At 40.6% G+C, this 21,679-nt stretch carries 16 protein-coding genes; 7 read left to right on the plus strand and 9 right to left on the minus strand.

All coding sequences use genetic code 11. From position 1 onward, the window contains the following. Positions 1–23 precede the first annotated feature (23 nt). The 9 genes from QUE03_RS16450 to ampD all read right to left on the minus strand — a co-directional run bounded on the left by QUE03_RS16450 (position 24) and on the right by ampD (position 14,694). Positions 24–347 carry a hypothetical protein gene (locus QUE03_RS16450; protein WP_286263039.1) on the minus strand — a complete coding sequence of 108 codons (324 nt, stop codon included), beginning with the start codon at positions 345–347 and terminating at the stop codon, positions 24–26. A 101-nt stretch (positions 348–448) separates the two neighbouring features. Continuing rightward, entirely contained in the window at positions 449–2,356 is a 1,908-nt protein-coding gene (locus tag QUE03_RS16455) for an alpha/beta hydrolase family protein (protein ID WP_286263041.1), read from the minus strand. Positions 2,357–2,414: 58 nt separating this feature from the next. Then, positions 2,415–5,678 carry a TonB-dependent receptor gene (locus QUE03_RS16460; protein WP_286263043.1) on the minus strand — a complete coding sequence of 1,088 codons (3,264 nt, stop codon included), beginning with the start codon at positions 5,676–5,678 and terminating at the stop codon, positions 2,415–2,417. Positions 5,679–6,092: 414 nt separating this feature from the next. Beyond that, on the minus strand, positions 6,093–7,523 hold the full coding sequence (gene lpdA / locus QUE03_RS16465) for a dihydrolipoyl dehydrogenase (protein WP_286263044.1): 1,431 nt from the start codon (positions 7,521–7,523) through the stop codon (positions 6,093–6,095). A gap of 189 nt (positions 7,524–7,712) precedes the next feature. Continuing rightward, on the minus strand, positions 7,713–9,368 hold the full coding sequence (gene aceF, locus QUE03_RS16470; RefSeq protein WP_286263045.1) for a dihydrolipoyllysine-residue acetyltransferase: 1,656 nt from the start codon (positions 9,366–9,368) through the stop codon (positions 7,713–7,715). A gap of 19 nt (positions 9,369–9,387) precedes the next feature. Beyond that, positions 9,388–12,063, minus strand: a complete 2,676-nt coding sequence (aceE, locus tag QUE03_RS16475; RefSeq protein WP_286263046.1) for a pyruvate dehydrogenase (acetyl-transferring), homodimeric type — start codon at positions 12,061–12,063, stop codon at positions 9,388–9,390. An 83-nt stretch (positions 12,064–12,146) separates the two neighbouring features. Next, positions 12,147–12,914 (minus strand): pyruvate dehydrogenase complex transcriptional repressor PdhR, encoded by a 768-nt coding sequence (gene pdhR, locus QUE03_RS16480; protein WP_286263047.1) that lies wholly within the window; start codon positions 12,912–12,914, stop codon positions 12,147–12,149. 312 nt (positions 12,915–13,226) lie between these two features. Then, on the minus strand, positions 13,227–14,069 hold the full coding sequence (ampE, locus tag QUE03_RS16485) for a beta-lactamase regulator AmpE (RefSeq protein WP_286263048.1): 843 nt from the start codon (positions 14,067–14,069) through the stop codon (positions 13,227–13,229). Next, the gene (gene ampD, locus QUE03_RS16490) at positions 14,056–14,694 is read right to left on the minus strand and encodes a 1,6-anhydro-N-acetylmuramyl-L-alanine amidase AmpD (protein ID WP_286263049.1); all 639 of its coding nucleotides are present in this window, start codon (positions 14,692–14,694) and stop codon (positions 14,056–14,058) included. Before ampD ends, ampE begins: the two co-directional genes overlap by 14 nt. 46 nt (positions 14,695–14,740) lie before the next feature. Here ampD and QUE03_RS16495 point away from each other — a divergent pair, with 46 nt between their 5' ends. The 7 genes from QUE03_RS16495 (at position 14,741) to coaE (ending at position 21,626) form a co-directional block, all read left to right on the plus strand. Continuing rightward, entirely contained in the window at positions 14,741–15,259 is a 519-nt protein-coding gene (locus QUE03_RS16495; RefSeq protein WP_286263050.1) for a retropepsin-like aspartic protease family protein, read from the plus strand. 37 nt (positions 15,260–15,296) lie between these two features. Further along, positions 15,297–16,193: a carboxylating nicotinate-nucleotide diphosphorylase gene (gene nadC, locus QUE03_RS16500; protein ID WP_286263051.1), complete on the plus strand. Its 897-nt coding sequence runs from the start codon at positions 15,297–15,299 to the stop codon at positions 16,191–16,193. A gap of 235 nt (positions 16,194–16,428) precedes the next feature. Beyond that, positions 16,429–16,857: a pilin gene (locus QUE03_RS16505; RefSeq protein ID WP_434020214.1), complete on the plus strand. Its 429-nt coding sequence runs from the start codon at positions 16,429–16,431 to the stop codon at positions 16,855–16,857. Positions 16,858–16,977: 120 nt separating this feature from the next. Next, positions 16,978–18,678, plus strand: a complete 1,701-nt coding sequence (gene pilB, locus QUE03_RS16510; protein WP_286263053.1) for a type IV-A pilus assembly ATPase PilB — start codon at positions 16,978–16,980, stop codon at positions 18,676–18,678. Positions 18,679–18,718: 40 nt separating this feature from the next. Then, positions 18,719–19,984, plus strand: a complete 1,266-nt coding sequence (locus QUE03_RS16515; RefSeq protein WP_286263056.1) for a type II secretion system F family protein — start codon at positions 18,719–18,721, stop codon at positions 19,982–19,984. Positions 19,985–20,091: 107 nt separating this feature from the next. Then, positions 20,092–20,979 carry a prepilin peptidase gene (locus QUE03_RS16520; protein WP_286263057.1) on the plus strand — a complete coding sequence of 296 codons (888 nt, stop codon included), beginning with the start codon at positions 20,092–20,094 and terminating at the stop codon, positions 20,977–20,979. Between the two features lie 38 nt (positions 20,980–21,017). Further along, entirely contained in the window at positions 21,018–21,626 is a 609-nt protein-coding gene (gene coaE, locus QUE03_RS16525) for a dephospho-CoA kinase (RefSeq protein ID WP_286263058.1), read from the plus strand. Positions 21,627–21,679: the final 53 nt, after the last annotated feature.

Below are 21,679 nucleotides of genomic sequence, written 5' to 3' on the forward strand. Positions count from 1 at the left end.
CTTTTTTATTTAAGAAAGATTATTTATGTCGCGCAGTGCACTTTGACCTCAAGTGCTGGAAATATCTTATTGGGCATTGCGGCTTTATCATTAAATAACTCCACTCCTCCAATCACTTCCATATTGAAGCCATAATGGCCGCAAAGTTCAAATGACTTACGAAACGCAAATACAGACATGGTTTCGAAACTGACACCGTTAAGCCTTAGCACCTTTAATAGATAACTCGTTTCATCAATTTGGGTTTGCGAAAACTGCACTTGATGATCAAAATCTCGCTCCGTTACGGTGTTGGCAGAAACAGGATTGAAATACATCAGCAAGACAAAGAAAGTAATGATTTTCATAAATACACCTTAAGTTAGATTTTCATTCATTATGTATTTAAAACATAAAAAAACCAGCAAATATTGCTGGTTTTTAATAAGTTAATTTAACATCTCACTTGCTACATCTGACATTTGTTTTCTAAATAGGCTAGCATTTCAGAGTAGAATTCTGATTTGTGCTGATAAAACAAGGTATCGGAAAAATGGTCGGCATCTTTTAGCTCAACATATTTGTGATCTTTGTTGTATTTTTCAAGTAAATCAACAAACTCTCGACTGTGCTTAATCGGTACCCTGATGTCTATGTCACCATGAATCACCAAGATAGGAATGTTGACTTTATCCACATGTTCAATCGGAGATACACCAGCAATTGTTGGCTTTTGTAATTCTTTTAGGTAGATGCTTTCATTTAAGGTCGCATTGATTCGATCTAAATCACTGACACCGGCGCCAGCAATTGAACATTGGTAAATGTTATTTTCACGCATTGACGCAGCGAAGGCAGAATAACCGCCGTAACTCCAACCAAACATCGCCATTTTATCTTTAGCTGCCAAGCCTTTTTCGACCAAATAGAGTGCGGCATCATCCATGTCATCTTGCATGGTTAAGCCCCAGTTTTTATCGCCTGCTTTCCAGTGCTCAAGCCCATAGCCTTCAGAGCCTCTAAACTGAGGTTGAATCACGATATACCCTTGATTGGCTAAGAGCTGTGTCCATTCATCATAAATATTTACATCACGTGCCCAAGGCCCCCCATGAGGCATCACAACCGCAGAAAACGGTGGCTTGCCTTTAGGAATAGTAACGTAGGCCTTAGTTTTTCGACCGTCACGCGTGGTATAGGTTATATACTTAACTTTTGATAGGTGATCTGCGGTTAGCTGGGGACTACGCTCACCAATTTTTTCTAAGCTTTTCTTGTCTCTAAACAAATAGTATGAACCAGGATCTTTTGCAGACTGTGTAAATACAATGATAATACGATCATCATCTGAACGGCTGTCTATCCTGACATATTTCCCTTTAAATGATGGTAAAATCGCATCATATATGGCTTGTTCATCTTGGTCTAAAAGGTACATTTTCGGTTGCTTCGTGATATACCTATAGCCAAGTAGTTTGCCCCATTTATTAGTGATAATACCGCCGGCATCAACATTTTCTAGGCCAAATAAACGTTCAGAATATGATTTTGTTTCTAGGTTATAAAGATAGATACCTGTTTTGTCTTCACCTAAGTTCGCGTTTACATAAACCTGATTAGGGTTCTCATCTGAAAAACCAAGGAACTCGTAGTTAGTTCGATTTTTAGGCGAATTTTGGTAAATGAGTTGCCACTTATCTTCACCTTTTTTACGGGCAAAAAGATCTATAGCATCATCACCCGCATTCCAACCTGAAGCGGCACGTATATCACCGTCTTTATCGGCAACAAAGTTGCCAGAGATCTTTGAATTACCACGCAAAACTGTTCTAGTTCTACCGGTTTTAACGTTCATACGTACAACATCAGGAATGCGATTATCGTTGATATCTACCTCAACCAGTATTTCATTTTTCTTTTCAGGTAATAAGCTGATAAAACTGAAATCTACATCCTTCATATCTCTAAAAGGAATTAACCATTTTCCTTTACCGTCAGCATCAGTAATTGCAAATTTATTAACCCAATAGCTGCGGCTACCATCGCGCAGTATTTGACGAAACGATACTAAAATTCTGTCGTTATTAAGCCATGAAATACCACTAACTAACATTTTATCTGCGCCAAGCTTTACTGGTGCTTTTTGAAAGTTATTGGTGTCTCGAATTTCAATAAAGTAATCACCATTTTTAGTGCTTGCTCTGACAATGGCGAGCTGTTTACCGTCAGGTGAAACTGACATGCCTCGTATCAAAGGCAAGGTTGCAAAAGCCTCTACCGTTGCTTTATACGCATCGGTAGAAGCACTTACGGTATTGACTCCCAATAAACCGGCAAATAATACTAAAAAAGATAAGCTGGCTCGTATCTTATTCATCTGATTTCCTTGTAAAAATGGCCTCTTTCGAGGCCATGAACTTATTTAAATAGACAGCTTAGAAGGTCGCTGAAAAGTTAATATATGGTGTGCGACCAAAAGAGTCATAACCAACACCTAATGGAATATTAGCGCTAGAGAATGAACCGTCAGGATCAACTTTCGGTGGCGCTTCATTGAATACGTTGCGAACACCTACAGCTACACGCCAATCATCCGTTGTATAGGTGATTGATGCGTTGTGTAAAATGTAGTCATCTGTATATCCAACTTCACGACACAATACCGGATCTGTTTGAGCTGCATCATTCCACATGCCTTCGCAACCTACGGTGTCAGCAACATATGCACCATCAACGTCATCGCTTAACCAGTCTTCTTTACCTTCACCGATGAACTGTGTATACCAGTTAAATCTAAAGTCATCATATTTTACTGATAATTGCGCTGACGCTCTCCACTCAGGGTAATCTGGCTCGCCTGAGTTATCGTCACGTGTACCCAATACGTCTTCAACGGCTTCTGTCATACGCGTCGCTTGAAGATCTAATGAAACATCAAGATTTTTCTCGCCAACTAGGAAGTCTTTTTGGAAGTAAAGGTTGTAGTCCATACCTTTTGAGGTAAATAAACCAACGTTGATAAAGCTTTGGTCAGCGGCAACAATTTTACCACTTGAGTCACGATCAATTCGTGCACAGAACGCATCATTACCATCAGCTGAGTAACACTGATCGACACTATATGCAGCGCTAGGCTCCGCAATAGAGTTAGTCACTTCAATATCAAAACGTGTGATTGAGAACGTTAACTCAAACTCTTCTGAGAATGGTTGTTCGAATACGAAACCAAATGTTTTCGCCAATGATGTTTCTTCAACTAAGGCTAAAGAACCACCTGAAGCCACTTCAGTACTGTTGGTTGAATTAAACTTCTCAGCACCGTCCTGACCTAAGCCAAGCGAAGTAGGATCTAATCCATCAGCAGAACATGCAGCTAATTCAGCGTCTGAACGGCTTTCGTTAGCTGGGTTGTAGCTATCAGGTGCACTTGGATCGATAGGATCTGAATCACGTGCGCCATCAGGAACAACACATGGATCGCTCACGTTAACAAAACCCGTAGTACCTGCTAAGAAACGTTCACGTAAATTAGGCGCACGATATGAAGTACCTTTAGTACCACGTAATGTGAACCATTCAACTGGACGGTAAATCGCTTTTAGGCTGTATGTGCTTGCAGCATCATAATAGCTTTCTTTTGAAATACGACCTGATGCAGTAACGGTAAATTCTTCAATTCCTGGCTCACCACTAATAAGTGGCATTTCAACTTCAGTGAAGAATTCCTTTAGGTTACGAGAGCCGTTAGCGCCTTTATCTGAGAACCAACCCCACAACAAACCTTCAGTCGCTACATCATTATTTTTCGTCTCAATTTCATCACGACGGAATTCTACACCAAAGATACCACTGACCACATTACCGTTCCACGGTAGCTGGTATAAATCACCACCTGCAAAACCGTTTATAACCAATTGCGATACTTCTGTATCAGCAATACGATTTGTCATTAAGTAATCGTACTCTTCTGTAGATAACGTACCGCCGCCAACTTGATAAATGCTTTCATTAAATAAGTTAACTGGCACACAACCGTCTGCGCCATCACCACAAGTGATAGAACCATCGTCATTTTGTACCGTTGTATTTAATGAATGTACTAGACGGCTTTCGTTGATACCGCGGGTAACATACTTTCCTTCAGATGCACTGTAAGAGGCATATACGTCGTAATACCAGTTTTCTAAACCGTAGTCGGCCAAGCCACTTAAATCAGCAGTAATGCCCGTCACTAAACGGTATTGTGAAACGTCAACCTTGTGACTGTCGCGATCGCCATGAATATTGATAATTGGCTGAACTTGTAATGGGCCTGCATCACCAAATCCTAGTACGCCAAAACAGTCAATACCATTTATGCCATTCGGGTTACACGGGTTAAACGGGTTTGACGCTGGGACGTTTTCAAACAATTGAGCACCTGGCGAAAATTGGTCTGAGTTACGCTCTGCGTATAGTGCGTCAAAATATACCTTAGTATCATCTTCGTCTTGGAAATTGTATTCACCGTTTGCGACTAGTGAGATACGCTTGTTTTTACCTAAGTAATCACCTGAACGGAAGTAGTCTGATTGTTGGAAAGCATAACGTGGATCTTGGAAGTCAAAATCTCGTAAGCCATCACCGTCGCCATCAGGAATAGCTCCGTCTGGAATACCATCACCGTTAAAATCAGCTTCTATCCATGTAGGTAGTAAACCTGCATATTGACCTGGTACCGTTGACTCACTCCACCCTGGAATACCTGTATTAGTAAAACCAGGTGTGTTGTATACACTACCCCAGAAGCCGTTGTATATGTACATACGGTTTGTTAATGGGAAAATATCACATGAGTCTTCGCCATTTTTAGTTGGGCCAATACCGCCATAGCGTTTAACTATTTCACCATCTTCAGTTTCAAAGATCCTCTCTTCACAACCTTTAGTAAATGAGTTATCCGCTAATGATTGTGATTTACGATCGTAGTATTCTGCACCCACTGTAATGAAGCCATTGTCCGTGGTTTTACCCCACATGCCCGAAAGTACAGTTTCTTCACCGCCGTCACCTTTGGGGTTGTTGATAGAGCCTTGTAGTTCAAACCCTTCAACATCTTGTCTTAAGATAACGTTAGCAACACCAGCTACCGCATCAGATCCATAAACCGTAGATGCCCCATCATAGAGGTTTTCTACACGGTCAATCATAACGGCAGGGATTAGGTTCAAATCTGGAGATGTTGGCGCACCGCCTACCCCAGCAGGCGCCATGCGCTTACCATTAACAAGTAGCAATGTACGATCAGCCCCTAAACCACGGAAACCTACTGTCGCAGAGCCTGGACCATTATCTAGTACAAATCCACCGAAAGAGTTGTCAATTTGACTACCAGCGGCTTGGTTAGTGCTTTGCAACATTTCTGTTGCATCAAATAAACCAAGTTCTCGTGATATGTCACCGCTGATAACTTGTACTGGTGACGCGGTAGAGAATTCACTTCGTCTAATGCGTGAACCCGTTACAATAACGCGCTCTATTTCATCTTCTTCTTCTAATAGCGCATCAGAAGCATTGGATTGCTCTGCTACGACTTTTTGTTCAACTGCTACTGCAGCTTCTTGTTCTGCTAATGTCTGAGCGTAAGTGCTAGCACTACAAACAGCGCCAAACATCAAAGCTGTTTTTATACTTCGTGCCACAATATTGAGCTTACTCACTATGACTTCTCCCAAATAGAATAATTATTTTTTATTACATCCTGTAGAAGAACGACTCTGTCCTTAGATAAGCATTTGATCACAAACATGCGTTTATTATTATCTTGTTACACACATTAACAATTTTGCAACATCGATTGTTACATAGCTTATTTAGTATTCCAATGGGTAATGCAACTTATTTGTTACAATTTTGTAAAAAAATAGATTCGCAAAAGAACTTTTTAAATAAAACTTTTTATTACAACAAATTAAATTAAGAACATATGTTCTATAAAACGATGGATGTAACAATTATTTAACATACAAGGAGGTGTTGTGCATATAGAGGGAGGAAGTACACTGAAACATTTAGAAACAATAGGCATTAAAAAACCAGCGACCTGCGCTGGTTTCTAATAAAGTAATTAAAAACTACTTTTTCTTTTTAACCGCTTTCGCATTAGGTAAATCAGTAATTGAGCCTTCGAAAATTTCCGCAGCCAAACCAATTGATTCGTTTAATGTTGGGTGAGCATGAATTGTTAAACCAACATCTTCAGCATCAGCACCCATTTCAACCGCTAAACAGATTTCACCAAGCATTTCACCGGCATTAATACCAACGATAGCACCACCTAGAACGCGGCCAGATTCTTTTTCAAAAATCATTTTCGTTTTACCTTCGGTGCGAGCTGACGCAATCGCACGTCCAGAAGCAGCCCATGGGAAGTTAGCTACTTCAATATTTAAACCTTGCTCTTTTGCTTCACGTTCCGTGATGCCCACCCAAGCCATTTCAGGGTCAGTATAAGCAATTGAAGGGATACAACGTGGATCAAATTCATGCTTCTTACCGGAAATAACTTCGGCTGCAACATGTGCTTCGTGAACCGCTTTGTGTGCAAGCATAGGTTGACCAACGACATCACCGATAGCGAAGATGTGAGGTACATTGGTACGCAATTCCTTCGACACATTGATAAAGCCACGCTCATCAACGTTAACGCCTGCTTTATCAGCAGCAACTAAATGACCGTTTGGCTTACGACCAACAGCAACTAAAATCTTATCGTAGCGTACTTGACCTTCTGGTGCATTTTTACCTTCAAAGGTAACATATAGGCCATCGTCTTTAGCTTCTACTGCAACAACTTTCGTTGACAACATGATGTTGAACTTTTTCTTGTTGTAGTTATTGTAAATTTTAACGATGTCTTTATCAGCAGCAGGCACTAATTGATCAGCAAATTCCACTACTGATACATTTGAACCTAGTGCTTTATATACCGTTCCCATTTCTAAACCAATGATACCGCCACCAAGTACTAACATTTCTTCTGGAATGTCTTTAAGCTCTAAAGCCCCTGTTGAATCAATAACACGTGGGTCATCATTAGGGATAAATGGTAAATCAATAACTGAAGAACCCGCTGCAATGATTGCATTATCAAAAGTGATGGTTGTCTTACCATCAGCGCCTTCCACTTCAATAGTTTTATCTGAAGTGAATTTGCCGTAGCCTGTAACAGTTTTAACTTTACGTGCTTTGGACATACCGCCTAAACCACCAGTTAATTGACCAATGACACTTTCTTTCCAGCTACGAATTTTGTCTAAATCAATTTCTGGCTTACCGAAAGTGACACCGTGAGCAGCCATATCAGCGGCATCATCAATCACTTTAGCAACGTGAAGTAACGCTTTAGATGGGATACAACCGACGTTTAAACAAACGCCACCTAGTGTTTCACGGCTTTCAACTAATACTACGTCTAAACCTAAATCTGCCGCGCGGAATGCTGCTGAATAACCGCCAGGGCCCGCACCTAAAACTACTACTTGAGTTTTAATCTCGTTGCTCATGCTAACCTCAATTCTCATATTAAAGTTGTTGCTTTAATCTTTGCTAAAACAACAACAACTTGGGTTCATTTTTCTGGCACGAAGTTTACTTAAACTCAATAAACTTCGCCATCTTTTAATCAATAAATGTCGGTAAAAATAAAAACTTACTGTAAAGATTTCATGTTCACCGACAGTAGAATTAACCTTCTACAGGACTAACTTACGAATATCAGCCATTACTGACGACATGTGGACGGTAAATCTCGCAGCTACAGCGCCGTCAATAACACGATGATCATATGACACTGATAAAGGTAACATTAAGCGAGGTTCAAACTCTTTACCATTCCACTTAGGTTTCATTTCAGATTTTGAAACGCCTAATATAGCCACTTCTGGCGCATTTACAATCGGTGTAAATGCAGTACCGCCTATGCCTCCTAAGCTAGAAATCGTAAAACAACCACCCTGCATATCAGCTGCTTTTAATTTACCTTCACGTGCTTTGGCACTGATTGCTAACAATTCTTTAGATAACTCGTAAATGCCTTTTTTATCTACATCACGTACCACTGGCACAACTAAGCCATTAGGTGTATCAACCGCAACGCCAATATGTACATATTTCTTCATGACTAAGCTTTCGCCGTCTTCACTCAAACTAGAGTTAAACACAGGGAATTCAAGTAATGCATCGGCTGCTGCTTTCATCAAGAACACAAGTGGAGTGATTTTAAAGCCAAGCTTTCTTTTTTCACAAACCACATTTTGTTCTTTACGAAATGCTTCAACATCAGTGATATCAGCTTCATCAAATTGCGTAACATGTGGAATAGTAACCCAGTTACGATGTAAGAATGGCCCAGAAATTTTCTGAATTCGCGTTAGCTCCTTCGTTTCAACTTCACCAAATTTGGAGAAGTCTACCGACTTCCCTGCAATAACTTGTAAGCCACCTTCGCCACCAGCAACATTACTACCGGCATTTGCTTTCGGACGTGACAATTCATACTTCACATACGATTGAACATCCTCTTTTAAGATACGAGCTTTAGCACCTGTACCTTTAACTAACGTTAAATCAACACCAAATTCACGTGCTATACGACGAATTGATGGTGAAGCATAAATAGCACCTTTGGCTTTAAAGTCACCTGCATGAGGATGGTGAGGCACAGGCGCTGCCTTTGGCGCAGCTGTTGCCACCTTTGGCGCTGGGACAGTTGTTGCTTTTGGCGCTTCAACTGGAGCTGGCTGCTCAGCAGCAATTGGGGCACCGCTTGTCGTTTCAAGCTTAATGACAATAGCGCCTTGGCCAACTTTATCACCGACAGAAACTAGAACTTCTTTAACGATGCCGGCATGCGACGAAGGCACATCCATAGTCGCTTTGTCGGTCTCTAATGTGATCAAGCCATCTTCTTCAGCGATCTCGTCGCCCACGGCAACAAGTACTTCGATAATGTCGACTTCACCGTCTTCGCCAATATCTGGCACAGCGACATCTATTACTTCACTGCCTCCTGTAGCTATAGGCGCAGCGAGAGCTTCAGGCTCTGTTGCATTAACTTCAGTTGCTTCAGGTGTCTCTACAGGCGATTGAATAGGAGCGGCACTTTCTTCCCCGCCAGCTTTCATTTCACCGATTAGGTCACCTTCTTTGATTTTATCACCAACATTAACGTTTAAAGCAGTTAACACACCAGCCATAGGCGCTGGAATATCCATTGACGCCTTGTCGGTTTCAACTGTGACAATACCTTCATCGGCTTCTAAGGAGTCGCCAACAGCAAAACAAATTTCGATGATCTCTACTTCATCACCGCCCACATCTGGGACTAGAATTTGTTGAATATCTGACATATTTATTTTCCTAGTCTAATTACGCGTATAGCGGGTTAAGTTTGTTGGTGTCGATATCAAAACGCTTAATTGCATCACTAACAACTTTACGTTCAATTTCACCGCGATTTGCTAACTCAAATAATGAAGCTACGACAATGTATGACGCGTTCACTTCGAAGTGGCGACGTAAATTCGCTCGACTGTCACTACGACCAAAGCCATCAGTACCTAAACAGCGGTAGTCAGTGTCAATGAAGGCGCGAATTTGATCAGAGTAGCTTTTAACATAATCGGTTGCTGCAATTGCAGGGCCTTTATCTCTAGTGATCACTTGGCCAATGTATGCAACTTGTTGCTCAGCTTCTGGGTTTAACATGTTTTGGCGTGCAACTTCTTGACCTTCTCGTGCCAGCTCATTAAATGAAGTTACTGAGTACACGTCGCTCGAGATGCCGTAGTCACTTGCTAGGATTTGCGCGGCTTCGCGTACTTGCAGCAATATCGTACCTGAGCCTAGTAACTGCACATTTGCTTTTGATTTCTTCGCATCAACACGTTCTAGTTGATAAATCCCTTTGATGATCTGATCAGCAATATCTTTATCTTCAGGGATAGCAGGGTGTTGATAGTTTTCGTTCATCAAGGTTAAGTAGTAGAAAATGTTCTCATTTTCTTCATACATACGACGTAAACCATCACGCACAATTACCGCAACTTCATAACCATAAGTTGGATCGTAAGTAACACAGTTAGGAATTAAACCTGCCTGCACATGTGAATGGCCATCTTGATGTTGCAGACCTTCACCGTTAAGAGTTGTACGTCCGGCGGTAGCACCTAATAAGAAACCACGCGCTTGACTGTCACCCGCAGCCCATGCCAAGTCACCTACTCGTTGGAAGCCAAACATTGAGTAATAGATATAGAACGGAATAGTCGTAGCATTGCACGTTGAATACGATGTACCTGACGCTACCCAAGATGCCATCGCACCAAGTTCGTTGATACCTTCTTGAAGCACCTGGCCTTTTTTATCTTCACGATAGTAGGCTACCTGGTCTGCATCTTGTGGTACGTACTTTTGCCCTTCATGAGCATAAATACCCACTTGGCGGAATAAACCTTCCATACCAAAAGTGCGTGCTTCATCAGGAATAATTGGCACAATACGTTTACCGATCTTTTTATCTTTCAATAAACTGTTTAAGACGCGTACAAAGGTCATTGTAGAAGATACTTCTCGCTCGCCAGAGCCTTTTGTAATTGCATCAAAGATTTTTAACGGTGGAATTTCAAGCGCTTCTTCTGCTTGTTCACGACGTGCTGGTAATGAACCACCCAACGCTTCACGACGGGCCTTCATGTATTTGTATTCAGCGCTATCTTCTGGGAACTTATAAAATGGTAAATCTTCTAACTGATCGTCAGCAATTGGCATATTGAAACGATCGCGATATTGCTTGATTGACTCAATATCCATTTTCTTGACATTATGCGCTACATTTTGCGCTTCACCCGATTGACCTAAACCAAAACCTTTTACTGTTTTAGCCAAAATAACTGTTGGACGGCCTTTGGTGTTATTCGCTTTCTCGTAAGCAGCATATACTTTAACTGGGTCATGGCCACCACGGTTTAAGCGCCAAATGTCTTCGTCAGACATGTTAGCCACCATTGCTGCCGTTTCAGGGTACTTGTTAAAGAAGTTCTCGCGAGTGTATTTACCCCCCTTGGCTTTACAGTTTTGGTATTCACCATCAACAGTTTCATTCATCAATTGTAGTAACTTACCTGAGGTATCACGGGCAATCAGAGAGTCCCAGTATGAACCCCAAATCACTTTAATCACTTCCCAACCAGCGCCGCGGAACGTGCCTTCAAGTTCTTGAATAATTTTACCGTTACCACGAACAGGACCGTCTAAACGCTGCAAGTTACAGTTGATAATAAAGGTTAAGTTGTCTAGACCTTCACGAGCCGCTAGGCCAATCGCACCAAGTGATTCTGGCTCATCTGTTTCACCATCACCTAAGAAGGCATATACACGTTGCCCTGAGCAATCTTTAATACCACGATCGGTTAAGTATTTAAGGAAACGTGCGGTATAAATTGCTTGAAGTGGACCTAAACCCATTGAAACTGTTGGGAACTGCCAAAAGTCTTGCATTAAATGCGGGTGCGGATATGAAGATAAGCCATTGCCATCAACTTCTTGGCGGAAGTTATCCATTTGCTCTTCAGTCAAACGACCTTCGATAAACGCACGACCATAGATCCCAGGAGAAATATGCCCTTGAGCGAAAATGAAATCGCCGCCGTCTTTTTCAGAAGCCGCTTTAAAGAAGTGGTTAAAGCCGACATCGTAAAGCATGGCTGATGAAGCAAAACTACCAATATGGCCGCCTAACTCTAAATCTTTTTTAGAGGCACGTAAAACCAACGCCATCGCATTCCAGCGAATTGCCGCACGAATACGCGCTTCAATGGTTTGATCGGCTGGCATATGTGGCTCTTGCCCTGGCGGAATCGTATTAACGTAAGCCGTCGTTGCATCAAATGGAATATGAGTACCACCACGACGAGAACGGTCGATCAATTTTTCTAATATAAAATGTGCTCGTTCTGGACCTTCATTTTCCAAAACTGCTTCCATTGATTCCAACCACTCTTGAGTTTCTAATGAATCAATATCATTTTTTGGGAGCTCTGACATAGTTTTACTTAGTCTCCGATTATGTTTATTAAATTGTGTAAATTAATGTATTAATAAAGATAGTAAATAACTCACTATCTGCTTTATATTCTTTGCATTCTGCGCATAGAACGTTCCATACGACTTTGTTCTTCTGTTAGGTTGAGTAAAACCTCTTCGATAAACGCCAAGTGACGATGACTTGCCCCCCACGCTTTTTGTGGCTGACCGCTTATAATTGACTCTAATAGATGCTTACGATAATCCGCAATTTTGGCGAATATTTCAGGGCGTTGAGCCAATATCGTCAAATTTTGTTCGATACTGTCGATCATTAAACTAGACATACTTCGCGCTAAATGAAGCATGATAACGTTGTGTGAAGCGCTACAAATAGCCAAATAGAATTCAAAAACCGCTTTGGCTTCTGCTCGATAATCATTCTCAATTTGTGCATGACCAATAGCTTCGTGTTTTTCTTGAATTTCTTTAAAATCTTCAGAAGTGCCGCGCATGGCAGCATAGTACGCAGACATTCCTTCAATGCCATAACGAAACTCTAATATGTCAAATTGTGATTCATGACTTTTTGACATTAAATCAAATAACGGGTCTGATAGTCCTGACAGCAAATTATCACAAACAAATGTGCCGCCACCTTGTTTTCTAGTCACTAACCCTTTTGCTTCAAGTTTTTGAATCGCTTCTCTGAGCGACGGCCTTGAAACTTCAAACTTCGCAGCTAATTCACGCTCCGGTGGTAATTTTTGCCCAGCTTCTAAGCTTCCTTCCACGATCATGTCTTCCAATTGAGACAAGATGACGTCAGATAATTTTGGTTGCTTAGCTCTTACACTTTTAACACTGACCATGGGTTAGCTCAGGTTCCCGTTGATAAATAGCAAATTCAAACACTCGTTTTAATATTGGTAAATTGGTCTTACCAATGATTTCATGGGCAATAATTTATCAGTAAACAGTGCCTGTGTAAATCAATTTAGCCTATAAGGCGTAGTTTTCAATTATTACAAAGGTAATAATTGATTTAGGTCACGCTCTAAAAATACTACGATTGATGAAGGCTTAAGGTGAATAGTGGTGAAATGTGAATGGCCGTTAAATTTTCTGTAAGTAAGCCATTCACCTGTTGTGCATTCAATCAAAAAACAATGCTTGTAGTTTGATTAGTAAATAATCCCTGTTAATGTCAGCACCGCGACGGTAGCGAGTAAAAGCAAGACATTGCGTTTTGCCAGCCGAACCAATAAACAAGGCTCTGCCGTGCAATCTGACTCGTCAACCATGATATCTTCAGCTTGCTTGCCAACATCGACCAAAACACATTGTGGTCGTTTATCTATATCGGCGACATTTTCTAACCATGTAGGGAAGGCTTTAGAGAAGTGCCCAACAAGCACAAAACCAAATGTTGCAACTCGGACTGGCAGCCAATCGACCCAAAATAACACTTTCTCATACATTGAAGTAATAGCCAGTGAATCATCATCTTCTTGCTTCATCAACTGTTGTTGCTCATTGAGGCAACACAATAGCCGATAAAATAGTGCCCCCGCAGCGCCGAAAGCGACGAAAAATAGCATGATCGCAATGTAGTAACGATAATTTAGCCAAATCAAGGTTTGACCAAAACCTAGCGCTGGTAAGTTTTTATCACTGATCAGTTGCTGGTAATGTAAATCACACGTCGTTGTTTCGCCTCTAAAGGCCGAGTGCAAATATTGTTTATAAACGTCGCGAGTTTTAACACAGCCAAAGCACACAATCAGAATAGCCGTTGACAGCAATAAGTGTAATAGACTGTCATCTATCAATTTCAGCACAATAAAGCAGATTGCAACTGGCGCCCCTATTAAAACAAGCGGTAGCAATGTCCCTTTCACTTTATTATGCATGTCTAACTGTTTGGTGAATGCCATGTAGTGCGAAAAGGCATTGTTAAACTGCCAAAAAGGTGAGGATAGTTTTTTTTCTGCAACCAATGCAATTAATAGGCTAATTAGTCCCATCAATGATTCCTTTATTTAAGAGTGCTTTAAAATAAGGCCAATTAAACGCTTCACCAGGGTCTGTTTTTCGACCAGGAGCGATATCACAATGACCTACCAAATGATTATGTACAATTAATGGATAAGATTCTTGCAATTTTTGTACTAAACAGACCAGTTGTTGGTATTGCTCTTCGGTGTAAGGTTCAGTATCTGTTCCTTCTAGCTCAATGCCAATTGAAAAATCATTACACTTTTCACGCCCATTAAAATCAGAAACTCCTGCATGCCACGCCTTGTCATCAAATGAAACGTATTGAATTACTTGACCGTTCCGCCTTATCAAGCAATGTGCCGAGACTCTTAATTGATAAATTTCTTCAAAATATGAATCTTGCCTGGGATCTAACTTGCCTAAGAACAAATCAGTAATATAAGGGCCGCCGAATTTTCCTGGCGGTAATGAGATATTATGAACCACCAATAGCGAGACATCCTGTGCGGGTTCACGTGAGGTGAAGTGGGGTGAGGGGCGGTGTTCAATATCACTTAGCCAGCCATTATTGATGGTACAATCCACTAATAATTTGAATGTTGTTACCTTTGCTTTCGATTGTTCATTTGAGTCAGGTGTGGGTTTCGTCATACACTTTCATTAATACAAATTATTCGACTATTAAGCTAATGCTACTATGACAGAAAACGATTCATCAAATAACTTTGGAAAATTATTTATTTGGTTGGCTTGGATTATTGCTATTTGCTTATTGGTATTTGTTTTCAACGATGTACTAGAAAAGCAGTGGAACCCCAACCAGTCGCCTGAAAGCTATTTATCAGTCCAAGGAAAAAACCAAGTCATTTTAAAGCAAAACAAAAATGGCCACTATGTTTCTAATGGCACCATAAACAATAGCAATGTGCTTTTTTTATTAGATACTGGCGCCACACAAGTCTCTATCCCTTTGCAAGTGGCAGACAAATTGAAGTTAGAGAGTTTTGGCAGTTACCCTGTACAAACCGCCAATGGTCAAGTTTATGTCACACGCACTAAAATCGATACACTCTCAATAGGCGACATTGTTTTGCACGATGTAGCAGCACACATTAACCCTGGTATGAAAAGTGACGAAATACTGTTAGGCATGTCAGCCCTAAAAAGAGTAGAATTCCGACAAACAGGTCGACAGTTGATTTTAACTGAACAATGACCGCATTAATATTCTATGATTTGATGAGAAAAGCCCAATGCAATTAACAAGCCTTCAGCAAGATATTTCGAGCACAGTCACTTGGTCTTTAAAAGAAGACTTAGGTATATCTCCCGACGGTAAACTGGAGCAAAATCTAGATATTACGGCAGAATTAATCCCTGCTGAAAGTAATGCCGTTGCCAGTATTATTAATCGTGAAGATTGCATTGTTTGTGGAATTGCTTGGGTGAATGAAGTGTTTAAACAGCTTGATGCATTAAGTGGCGAACAAACGCACATCACTTGGTTTGTTCAAGACGGGCAGCTCGCCAAGGAAAATACTACATTATGCGAGATAAGTGGTAACGCGCGCATTTTACTAACAGGTGAGCGTGCTGGGCTAAATTTTCTACAAACGTTATCTGGCACCGCCACATTAACGGCAAGTTATGTCAATGAATTAAAAGACAGCAAGACTCAGTTGCTTGATACACGTAAAACTTTACCTGGGCTAAGAACCGCTCAAAAGTACGCAGTAAGCTGCGGTGGTGGCAACAACCATCGCGTCGGTTTATTCGATGCTTTCCTGATCAAAGAAAACCATATAGCAGCATGCGGAAGTATTGCTAATGCAATCGCTGCGGCTAAATCAAATCATGCTGACAAAAAAGTGGAAGTGGAAGTGGAAAACATGGATGAGTTGCAACAAGGACTGAATGCCAGTGCTGATATCATTATGTTAGATAACTTCACCACCGATATGATTGAACAAGCGATGCAAACCACTATTGCTTATAATAAGAACAATAATCAAGACACTAAAATTGAAGTTTCCGGCAATATGACCATGGAAACCCTCAAAGCCTATACAGCGGCCGGTGTTGATTACATTTCATCAGGCGCTTTAACTAAGCATGTGCAAGCCATCGACTTATCGATGCGATTTTCTTAGTTAAAGAAAAATGCGCATATATTTGTTTATGCAATGCTGTAGCTTATCTTGCTGATTTTCAATCATTTAAGGGAGCGGCAGAATTTGTAGGTGAAATGCCGTGAAATCAGTATAAAAATGATAAAAAAGCTCAAAAAAAGTGAAACAATGTTTTACATCTTATAAATTTTATCGCAGTATAGCCTCAGCCCCCGTAATAAAGATGGAAATTATTATTATGAACACAGTAAAAAATATGAAAACAAACGCACAAAAGGGTTTCACCCTTATTGAATTAATGATTGTTGTAGCAATCATCGGTATTTTGGCAGCGGTAGCATTACCGGCTTACCAAACTTACGCTGACCGTGCAAAGTTCTCTGAGGCAATCTTAGCGTCTGGCATTTATAAAAATGCAGCAAGTATTGCTGCACAAACTAAAGGTGCAGCTAAAGCAGATTTGGATGCAGGCGCTGTAGGAATCCCAGTTAAAGATGATCCTGGTGCCCTTGCTGCTACTCATGTAACAGGCGCTGACATGGCTGATGGTGTTATTACAATTACTTCTGACTTAAGTGCTGGTGGCGTAACAAACGCAACTTACACATTGACAGCTACTGTTGACGCAAATGGTGGTATTACTTGGGCTGAAGGTGGTACTTGTTTGACTGCTGGTCTTTGTTAATATAGCCATTTAATTTTTTAAAAAAGCCTCCATTTGGAGGCTTTTTTGTTTCAACAGACAAATTAATACATTAAGATTAACAAAAGTATAATTAACGATGCACCTTAAAGGCTTCCTGAAATGAAAGGAATTCATCAACAATCGAGTTTGTTGTCTGCGCTTTCTAAGCAAAATATCATTCCACAAGAAGCGCTTGATAACATCAGTGCTGATTTTATTCAGCAAGACAAATCCCTTATCCGCCACCTTGTTGAAGATAAGCACTACAATGCTCATAAAATTGCCTCTGTTCTTTCAAAAAGTTTTGGCTACCCATTAATCGACTTAAAACAATTCGATACTTCACTGGTACCTGAAGGGATCAGAAACGAAAAGTTAATTAGAAAGCACAATGCTTTACCGCTCTATTTAAGAGGTAAAGTACTTTTTGTCGCCATGTCTGATCCCACCGATATGGACGCCTTAGAAGATATTCAATTTAACACGGGGTTTAGCACAGAGCTTGTTGTTGTTGACGAGCTAAGTTTACAAGCAACAATTGATGTTGTGCTAGAAAGTGAATCAGAAGCATTAGATATCAGTGAAATAGATGCCGATGAGCTATCGGGCATCGAAGTACAAGAAGACAGAGAAGAAGATAGCTCCACAGGCGAAGGCGATGATGCTCCTATCGTCGTCTATATTAATAAAATACTGCTCGATGCAATTAAAAAAGGCGCATCCGATTTACATTTTGAACCTTACGAGCAAAGTTTTAGAATTCGTTTTCGAATCGACGGCATATTAACTGAAATTGCCAAGCCTCCTGTTGCTTTATCATCTCGAATGGCAGCTCGCCTTAAAGTCATGTCTAAATTAGATATTGCAGAGCGCCGTGTCCCTCAAGATGGTCGTATTAAATTAGCACTATCTAAAAAGAAATCTATCGATTTTCGTGTATCTACCCTACCTACTATGTGGGGAGAGAAAATCGTAATGCGCATATTGGATTCGTCCAGTGCCATGCTTGGCATTGATATGCTCGGTTATGAGCCTGCTCAAAAGAAAATTTATACCGAAGCACTGGCTCAACCACAAGGAATGATATTGGTTACTGGGCCTACCGGCTCAGGAAAAACCGTTTCTTTGTATACAGGACTGAATATTCTTAATACGGCAGAGCGAAATATTTCAACAGCGGAAGACCCCGTTGAGATAAATTTAGAAGGTATAAACCAAGTTCAAATTAATACTCGAGCAGGGTTAACCTTTCCTAGCGCGCTTAGGTCATTTTTACGACAAGATCCGGATATTGTCATGGTTGGTGAAATCAGGGACTTGGAAACCGCCGAAATTGCCATCAAGGCTGCACAAACAGGTCATTTAGTTTTATCAACGCTGCATACCAACTCTGCAGCAGAAACTTTAACTCGATTATTGAACATGGGCGTTCCCGCATATAACGTCGCAAGTTCAGTAAGCATTATTATCGCGCAGCGACTTGCTAGACGCCTTTGCAATCAATGTAAGACCGAAGAAGATATACCTGAAGATCAACTTATTGAGTTAGACTTTCCAGCAGATAAAATTGGCTCATTTAAGCTATTTAAAGCAGTTGGTTGTGATGAATGTACTGGAGGCTATAAAGGTCGAGTTGGTATATATGAAGTGATCAAAATCAGTAGTGAGATTTCATCTATTATTATGGAAGGTGGAAACTCGCTAGATATCAGCCGACAATGCCAAAAAGAAGGCTACAACAACTTAAGGCAATCTGGTATTTTAAAGGCAATGAACGGCGTAACCAGCCTAGAAGAAATTAATCGCGTAACCGCAGGTTAAACGTTTAACATTTAAAGACGAGTACAACTGGAAGGCGAACATGGCAGTAGCAAACGCAAGTAATAGCTCTCGAAAAGGTAAGAATGTAAAAACTAAACCAAATGATGTTTTTGTCTGGCAAGGTGTTAACCGAAAAGGAAAGAAAGTTAATGGAGAGCTTTCTGCTGCCAGCGCATTAGAACTCAAGACACAGCTGAGAAAACAGGGGATAACACCGGGCCGGATCAAGAAAAAGCCAAAACCATTATTTGGTCTTGGGGGTAGCGACAAAGCAATTAAACCAGCAGATATAGCTACAGTGACCCGACAGTTAGCAACAATGCTAGGAGCTGGCGTACCATTAGTACAATCAATTGAAATGATTGGTAAAGGCCATGACAATGGCAATATGCAAAAGCTATTAGGTGATATAGGTTTAAAGCTAAGTTCAGGTTTACCCCTTTCAGACTGTTTACGCGAGCACCCTAAATACTTTGATGACTTATATTGCGATTTAGTTGCTTCAGGTGAACAATCCGGCGCATTAGAAACTATATATGATCGAATCGCGACCTATAAAGAGAAGGCAGAAGCATTAAAGGCAAAAATAAAAAAGGCCATGACTTATCCAATATCAGTATTAGTAATCGCAGCGATAGTGACATCAATTTTATTAATATTCGTAGTCCCTGTCTTTCAGGAAATTTTTGCAAATTTTGGCGCAGAATTACCGGCTTTTACATTACTGGTGATAGGTATTTCTGAGTTTATGCAGGCTTATTGGTACCTAGGCTTAGCAGCGATGTTCATCGCTGGTTATATGTTTAAAAAGACCCACCAAAAGAGTCAATCCTTTAGAGACAAAGTCGATGTAAGTATCCTTAAAATTCCTGTCGTTGGTGATATTTTAGATAAAGCCGCGGTTGCGCGTTATGCCCGCACTCTATCCACTACCTTTGCTGCCGGTGTACCATTAATTGATGCTTTAGAATCAGCAGCAGGCGCGTCAGGTAATGCCGTCTATCGAAAGGCTATTCTCGAAATACGCTCAGAAGTATCTTCTGGTATGCAAATGAACTTAGCAATGCGTAACTCGCAGATATTTCCTGATATGGTTATTCAAATGGTGGCTATTGGCGAAGAATCTGGCGCGGTAGATGATATGCTTTCTAAAGTGGCTAACGTGTATGAAGCAGAAGTGGATAACGCGGTAGATTCATTAACCAGTCTATTAGAACCTATGATTATGTCTGTTTTAGGTGTAGTGATTGGTGGCTTGATCATTGCCATGTACTTACCTATTTTCCAAATTGGGCAAGTTGTATAGCAACATTTGCCACACGCACTTGAAAGCTCTTCTTTTAAGTGCGACGCTTGCACTATTATTGATTGTTTAAGACAATTACTTTTCTCCTATAACTACACTGGCGTTCCATGTTAGAAAATCTTATAAACACCTTCGAACTCTACCCCGCTTACTTCTATTTCTCTGTGGGTATATTCTCACTCATAGTCGGAAGCTTCTTAAATGTCGTCATTTATCGTTTACCTAAAATGATGGAATACGGCTGGTATCAAGAATGCCGAGAATTTCTTGCCGATGAAGTGCCAGATAAGCCAAGCCGTGATTTAAAGCCTATGTCACTGTCTAAGCCTAACTCCACGTGTCCTAGTTGCGGTCATCAAATTAAGTTTTACGAAAATATTCCAGTCCTGAGTTGGCTTTTGCTTAAAGGAAAATGCAGTCAGTGTAAAACTAAGATCTCTTTAAGGTACCCGGCAATTGAAGCAATTACGGCATTAGTAGGTTTGTCTGTCGCCTATTACTTTGGCGTCAGCTTACTGACCATTTGGGTGTTATTATTATCATATGGGCTGATATGTCTTATCATGATCGATTTCGATCACATGCTATTACCAGATCAAATTACTTTGCCTTTACTTTGGCTAGGGCTTTTGATCAACATTAATGGCTCCATTGTTCCATTAGAGCAAGCTGTCATTGGTGCAATTGCTGGGTATATGAGTTTATACAGTGTATTTTGGGCATTTAAACTGCTAACAGGCAAAGAAGGTATGGGACATGGTGACTTTAAGCTTGTCGCGGTGTTTGGTGCTTGGTTTGGTTGGCAACTGTTACCTTTATTAATTTTAATGTCTTCTGCAGTAGGTGCGATAGTTGGTGTTTCGCTGATGCTATTCAAAAACCACCAGCGTGAGCAGGCTATCCCATTTGGCCCTTATATTGCTGTTGCTGGCTGGATTTGCCTTCTTTGGGGCAACAATATATGGCAGTGGTATCTTTCACAACTTGGTATGTAAACAAGTGGTATGTGAATAATATGGTAAGGTTTTAGTTAATGATAATAGGACTCACTGGCGGTATAGGTAGCGGTAAAACGACCGTATCAGACATGTTTAAAGCACATGGTATCGATATTATTGATGCTGATATTGTTGCAAGACGAGTCGTTGAACCAGGAACAAAAGCTCTGGAACAAATAGCTGTTCAATTTGGTAAAGCTATATTGCTAGCAAATGGCGAGCTCAATAGAGCGCAACTAAGGACTATAATTTTTAATAGTTCATCAGACAAAGAGTGGCTTAATCAATTACTTCATCCATTAATCAGGCAAGAAATGCTCAGCCAGTTAAAAGCCGCAAAGAGTTCATATTGTATACTGGTAGCACCTTTACTGATAGAAAATAAACTAGAGCAGTTTGTTAACCGAGTGTTGGTAATTGACATAAATGAAGCTCAACAAATCGAACGCACAGCAAAACGTGATCATAGTGATGAAGGTGAAGTAAAAAAGATAATCGCCAGCCAGATCTCTAGAAGCGAAAGATTAGCCGCCGCCGATGATGTGATTGATAATTCAAGTAATAGCGCTGACAATATTTCTATTCAAGTAGGCAAACTGCACGAAAAATACCTCGAATTAGCCAAAAAAAGTGATCAAAAATAAAATCATTCGCCATTTTTATATCTAAAGCGTAGTATAAGTCTAAATTTTTCAAT

The organism is Thalassotalea atypica, from assembly GCF_030295975.1.
Lineage (GTDB): Bacteria > Pseudomonadota > Gammaproteobacteria > Enterobacterales > Alteromonadaceae > Thalassotalea_F > Thalassotalea_F atypica.

What these genes read in the sequence shown, in the direction of transcription:
- QUE03_RS16450 (WP_286263039.1), bottom strand. Translation starts at nt 347, where the DNA reads ATGAAAATCATTACTTTCTTTGTCTTGCTGATGTATTTCAATCCTGTT.
- QUE03_RS16455 (WP_286263041.1), bottom strand. Translation starts at nt 2,356, where the DNA reads ATGAATAAGATACGAGCCAGCTTATCTTTTTTAGTATTATTTGCCGGT.
- lpdA (WP_286263044.1), bottom strand. Translation starts at nt 7,523, where the DNA reads ATGAGCAACGAGATTAAAACTCAAGTAGTAGTTTTAGGTGCGGGCCCT.
- aceF (WP_286263045.1), bottom strand. Translation starts at nt 9,368, where the DNA reads ATGTCAGATATTCAACAAATTCTAGTCCCAGATGTGGGCGGTGATGAA.
- aceE (WP_286263046.1), bottom strand. Translation starts at nt 12,063, where the DNA reads ATGTCAGAGCTCCCAAAAAATGATATTGATTCATTAGAAACTCAAGAG.
- pdhR (WP_286263047.1), bottom strand. Translation starts at nt 12,914, where the DNA reads ATGGTCAGTGTTAAAAGTGTAAGAGCTAAGCAACCAAAATTATCTGAC.
- ampE (WP_286263048.1), bottom strand. Translation starts at nt 14,069, where the DNA reads ATGGGACTAATTAGCCTATTAATTGCATTGGTTGCAGAAAAAAAACTA.
- ampD (WP_286263049.1), bottom strand. Translation starts at nt 14,694, where the DNA reads ATGACGAAACCCACACCTGACTCAAATGAACAATCGAAAGCAAAGGTA.
- QUE03_RS16495 (WP_286263050.1), top strand. Translation starts at nt 14,741, where the DNA reads ATGACAGAAAACGATTCATCAAATAACTTTGGAAAATTATTTATTTGG.
- nadC (WP_286263051.1), top strand. Translation starts at nt 15,297, where the DNA reads ATGCAATTAACAAGCCTTCAGCAAGATATTTCGAGCACAGTCACTTGG.
- QUE03_RS16505 (WP_434020214.1), top strand. Translation starts at nt 16,429, where the DNA reads ATGAAAACAAACGCACAAAAGGGTTTCACCCTTATTGAATTAATGATT.
- pilB (WP_286263053.1), top strand. Translation starts at nt 16,978, where the DNA reads ATGAAAGGAATTCATCAACAATCGAGTTTGTTGTCTGCGCTTTCTAAG.
- QUE03_RS16515 (WP_286263056.1), top strand. Translation starts at nt 18,719, where the DNA reads ATGGCAGTAGCAAACGCAAGTAATAGCTCTCGAAAAGGTAAGAATGTA.
- QUE03_RS16520 (WP_286263057.1), top strand. Translation starts at nt 20,092, where the DNA reads ATGTTAGAAAATCTTATAAACACCTTCGAACTCTACCCCGCTTACTTC.
- coaE (WP_286263058.1), top strand. Translation starts at nt 21,018, where the DNA reads ATGATAATAGGACTCACTGGCGGTATAGGTAGCGGTAAAACGACCGTA.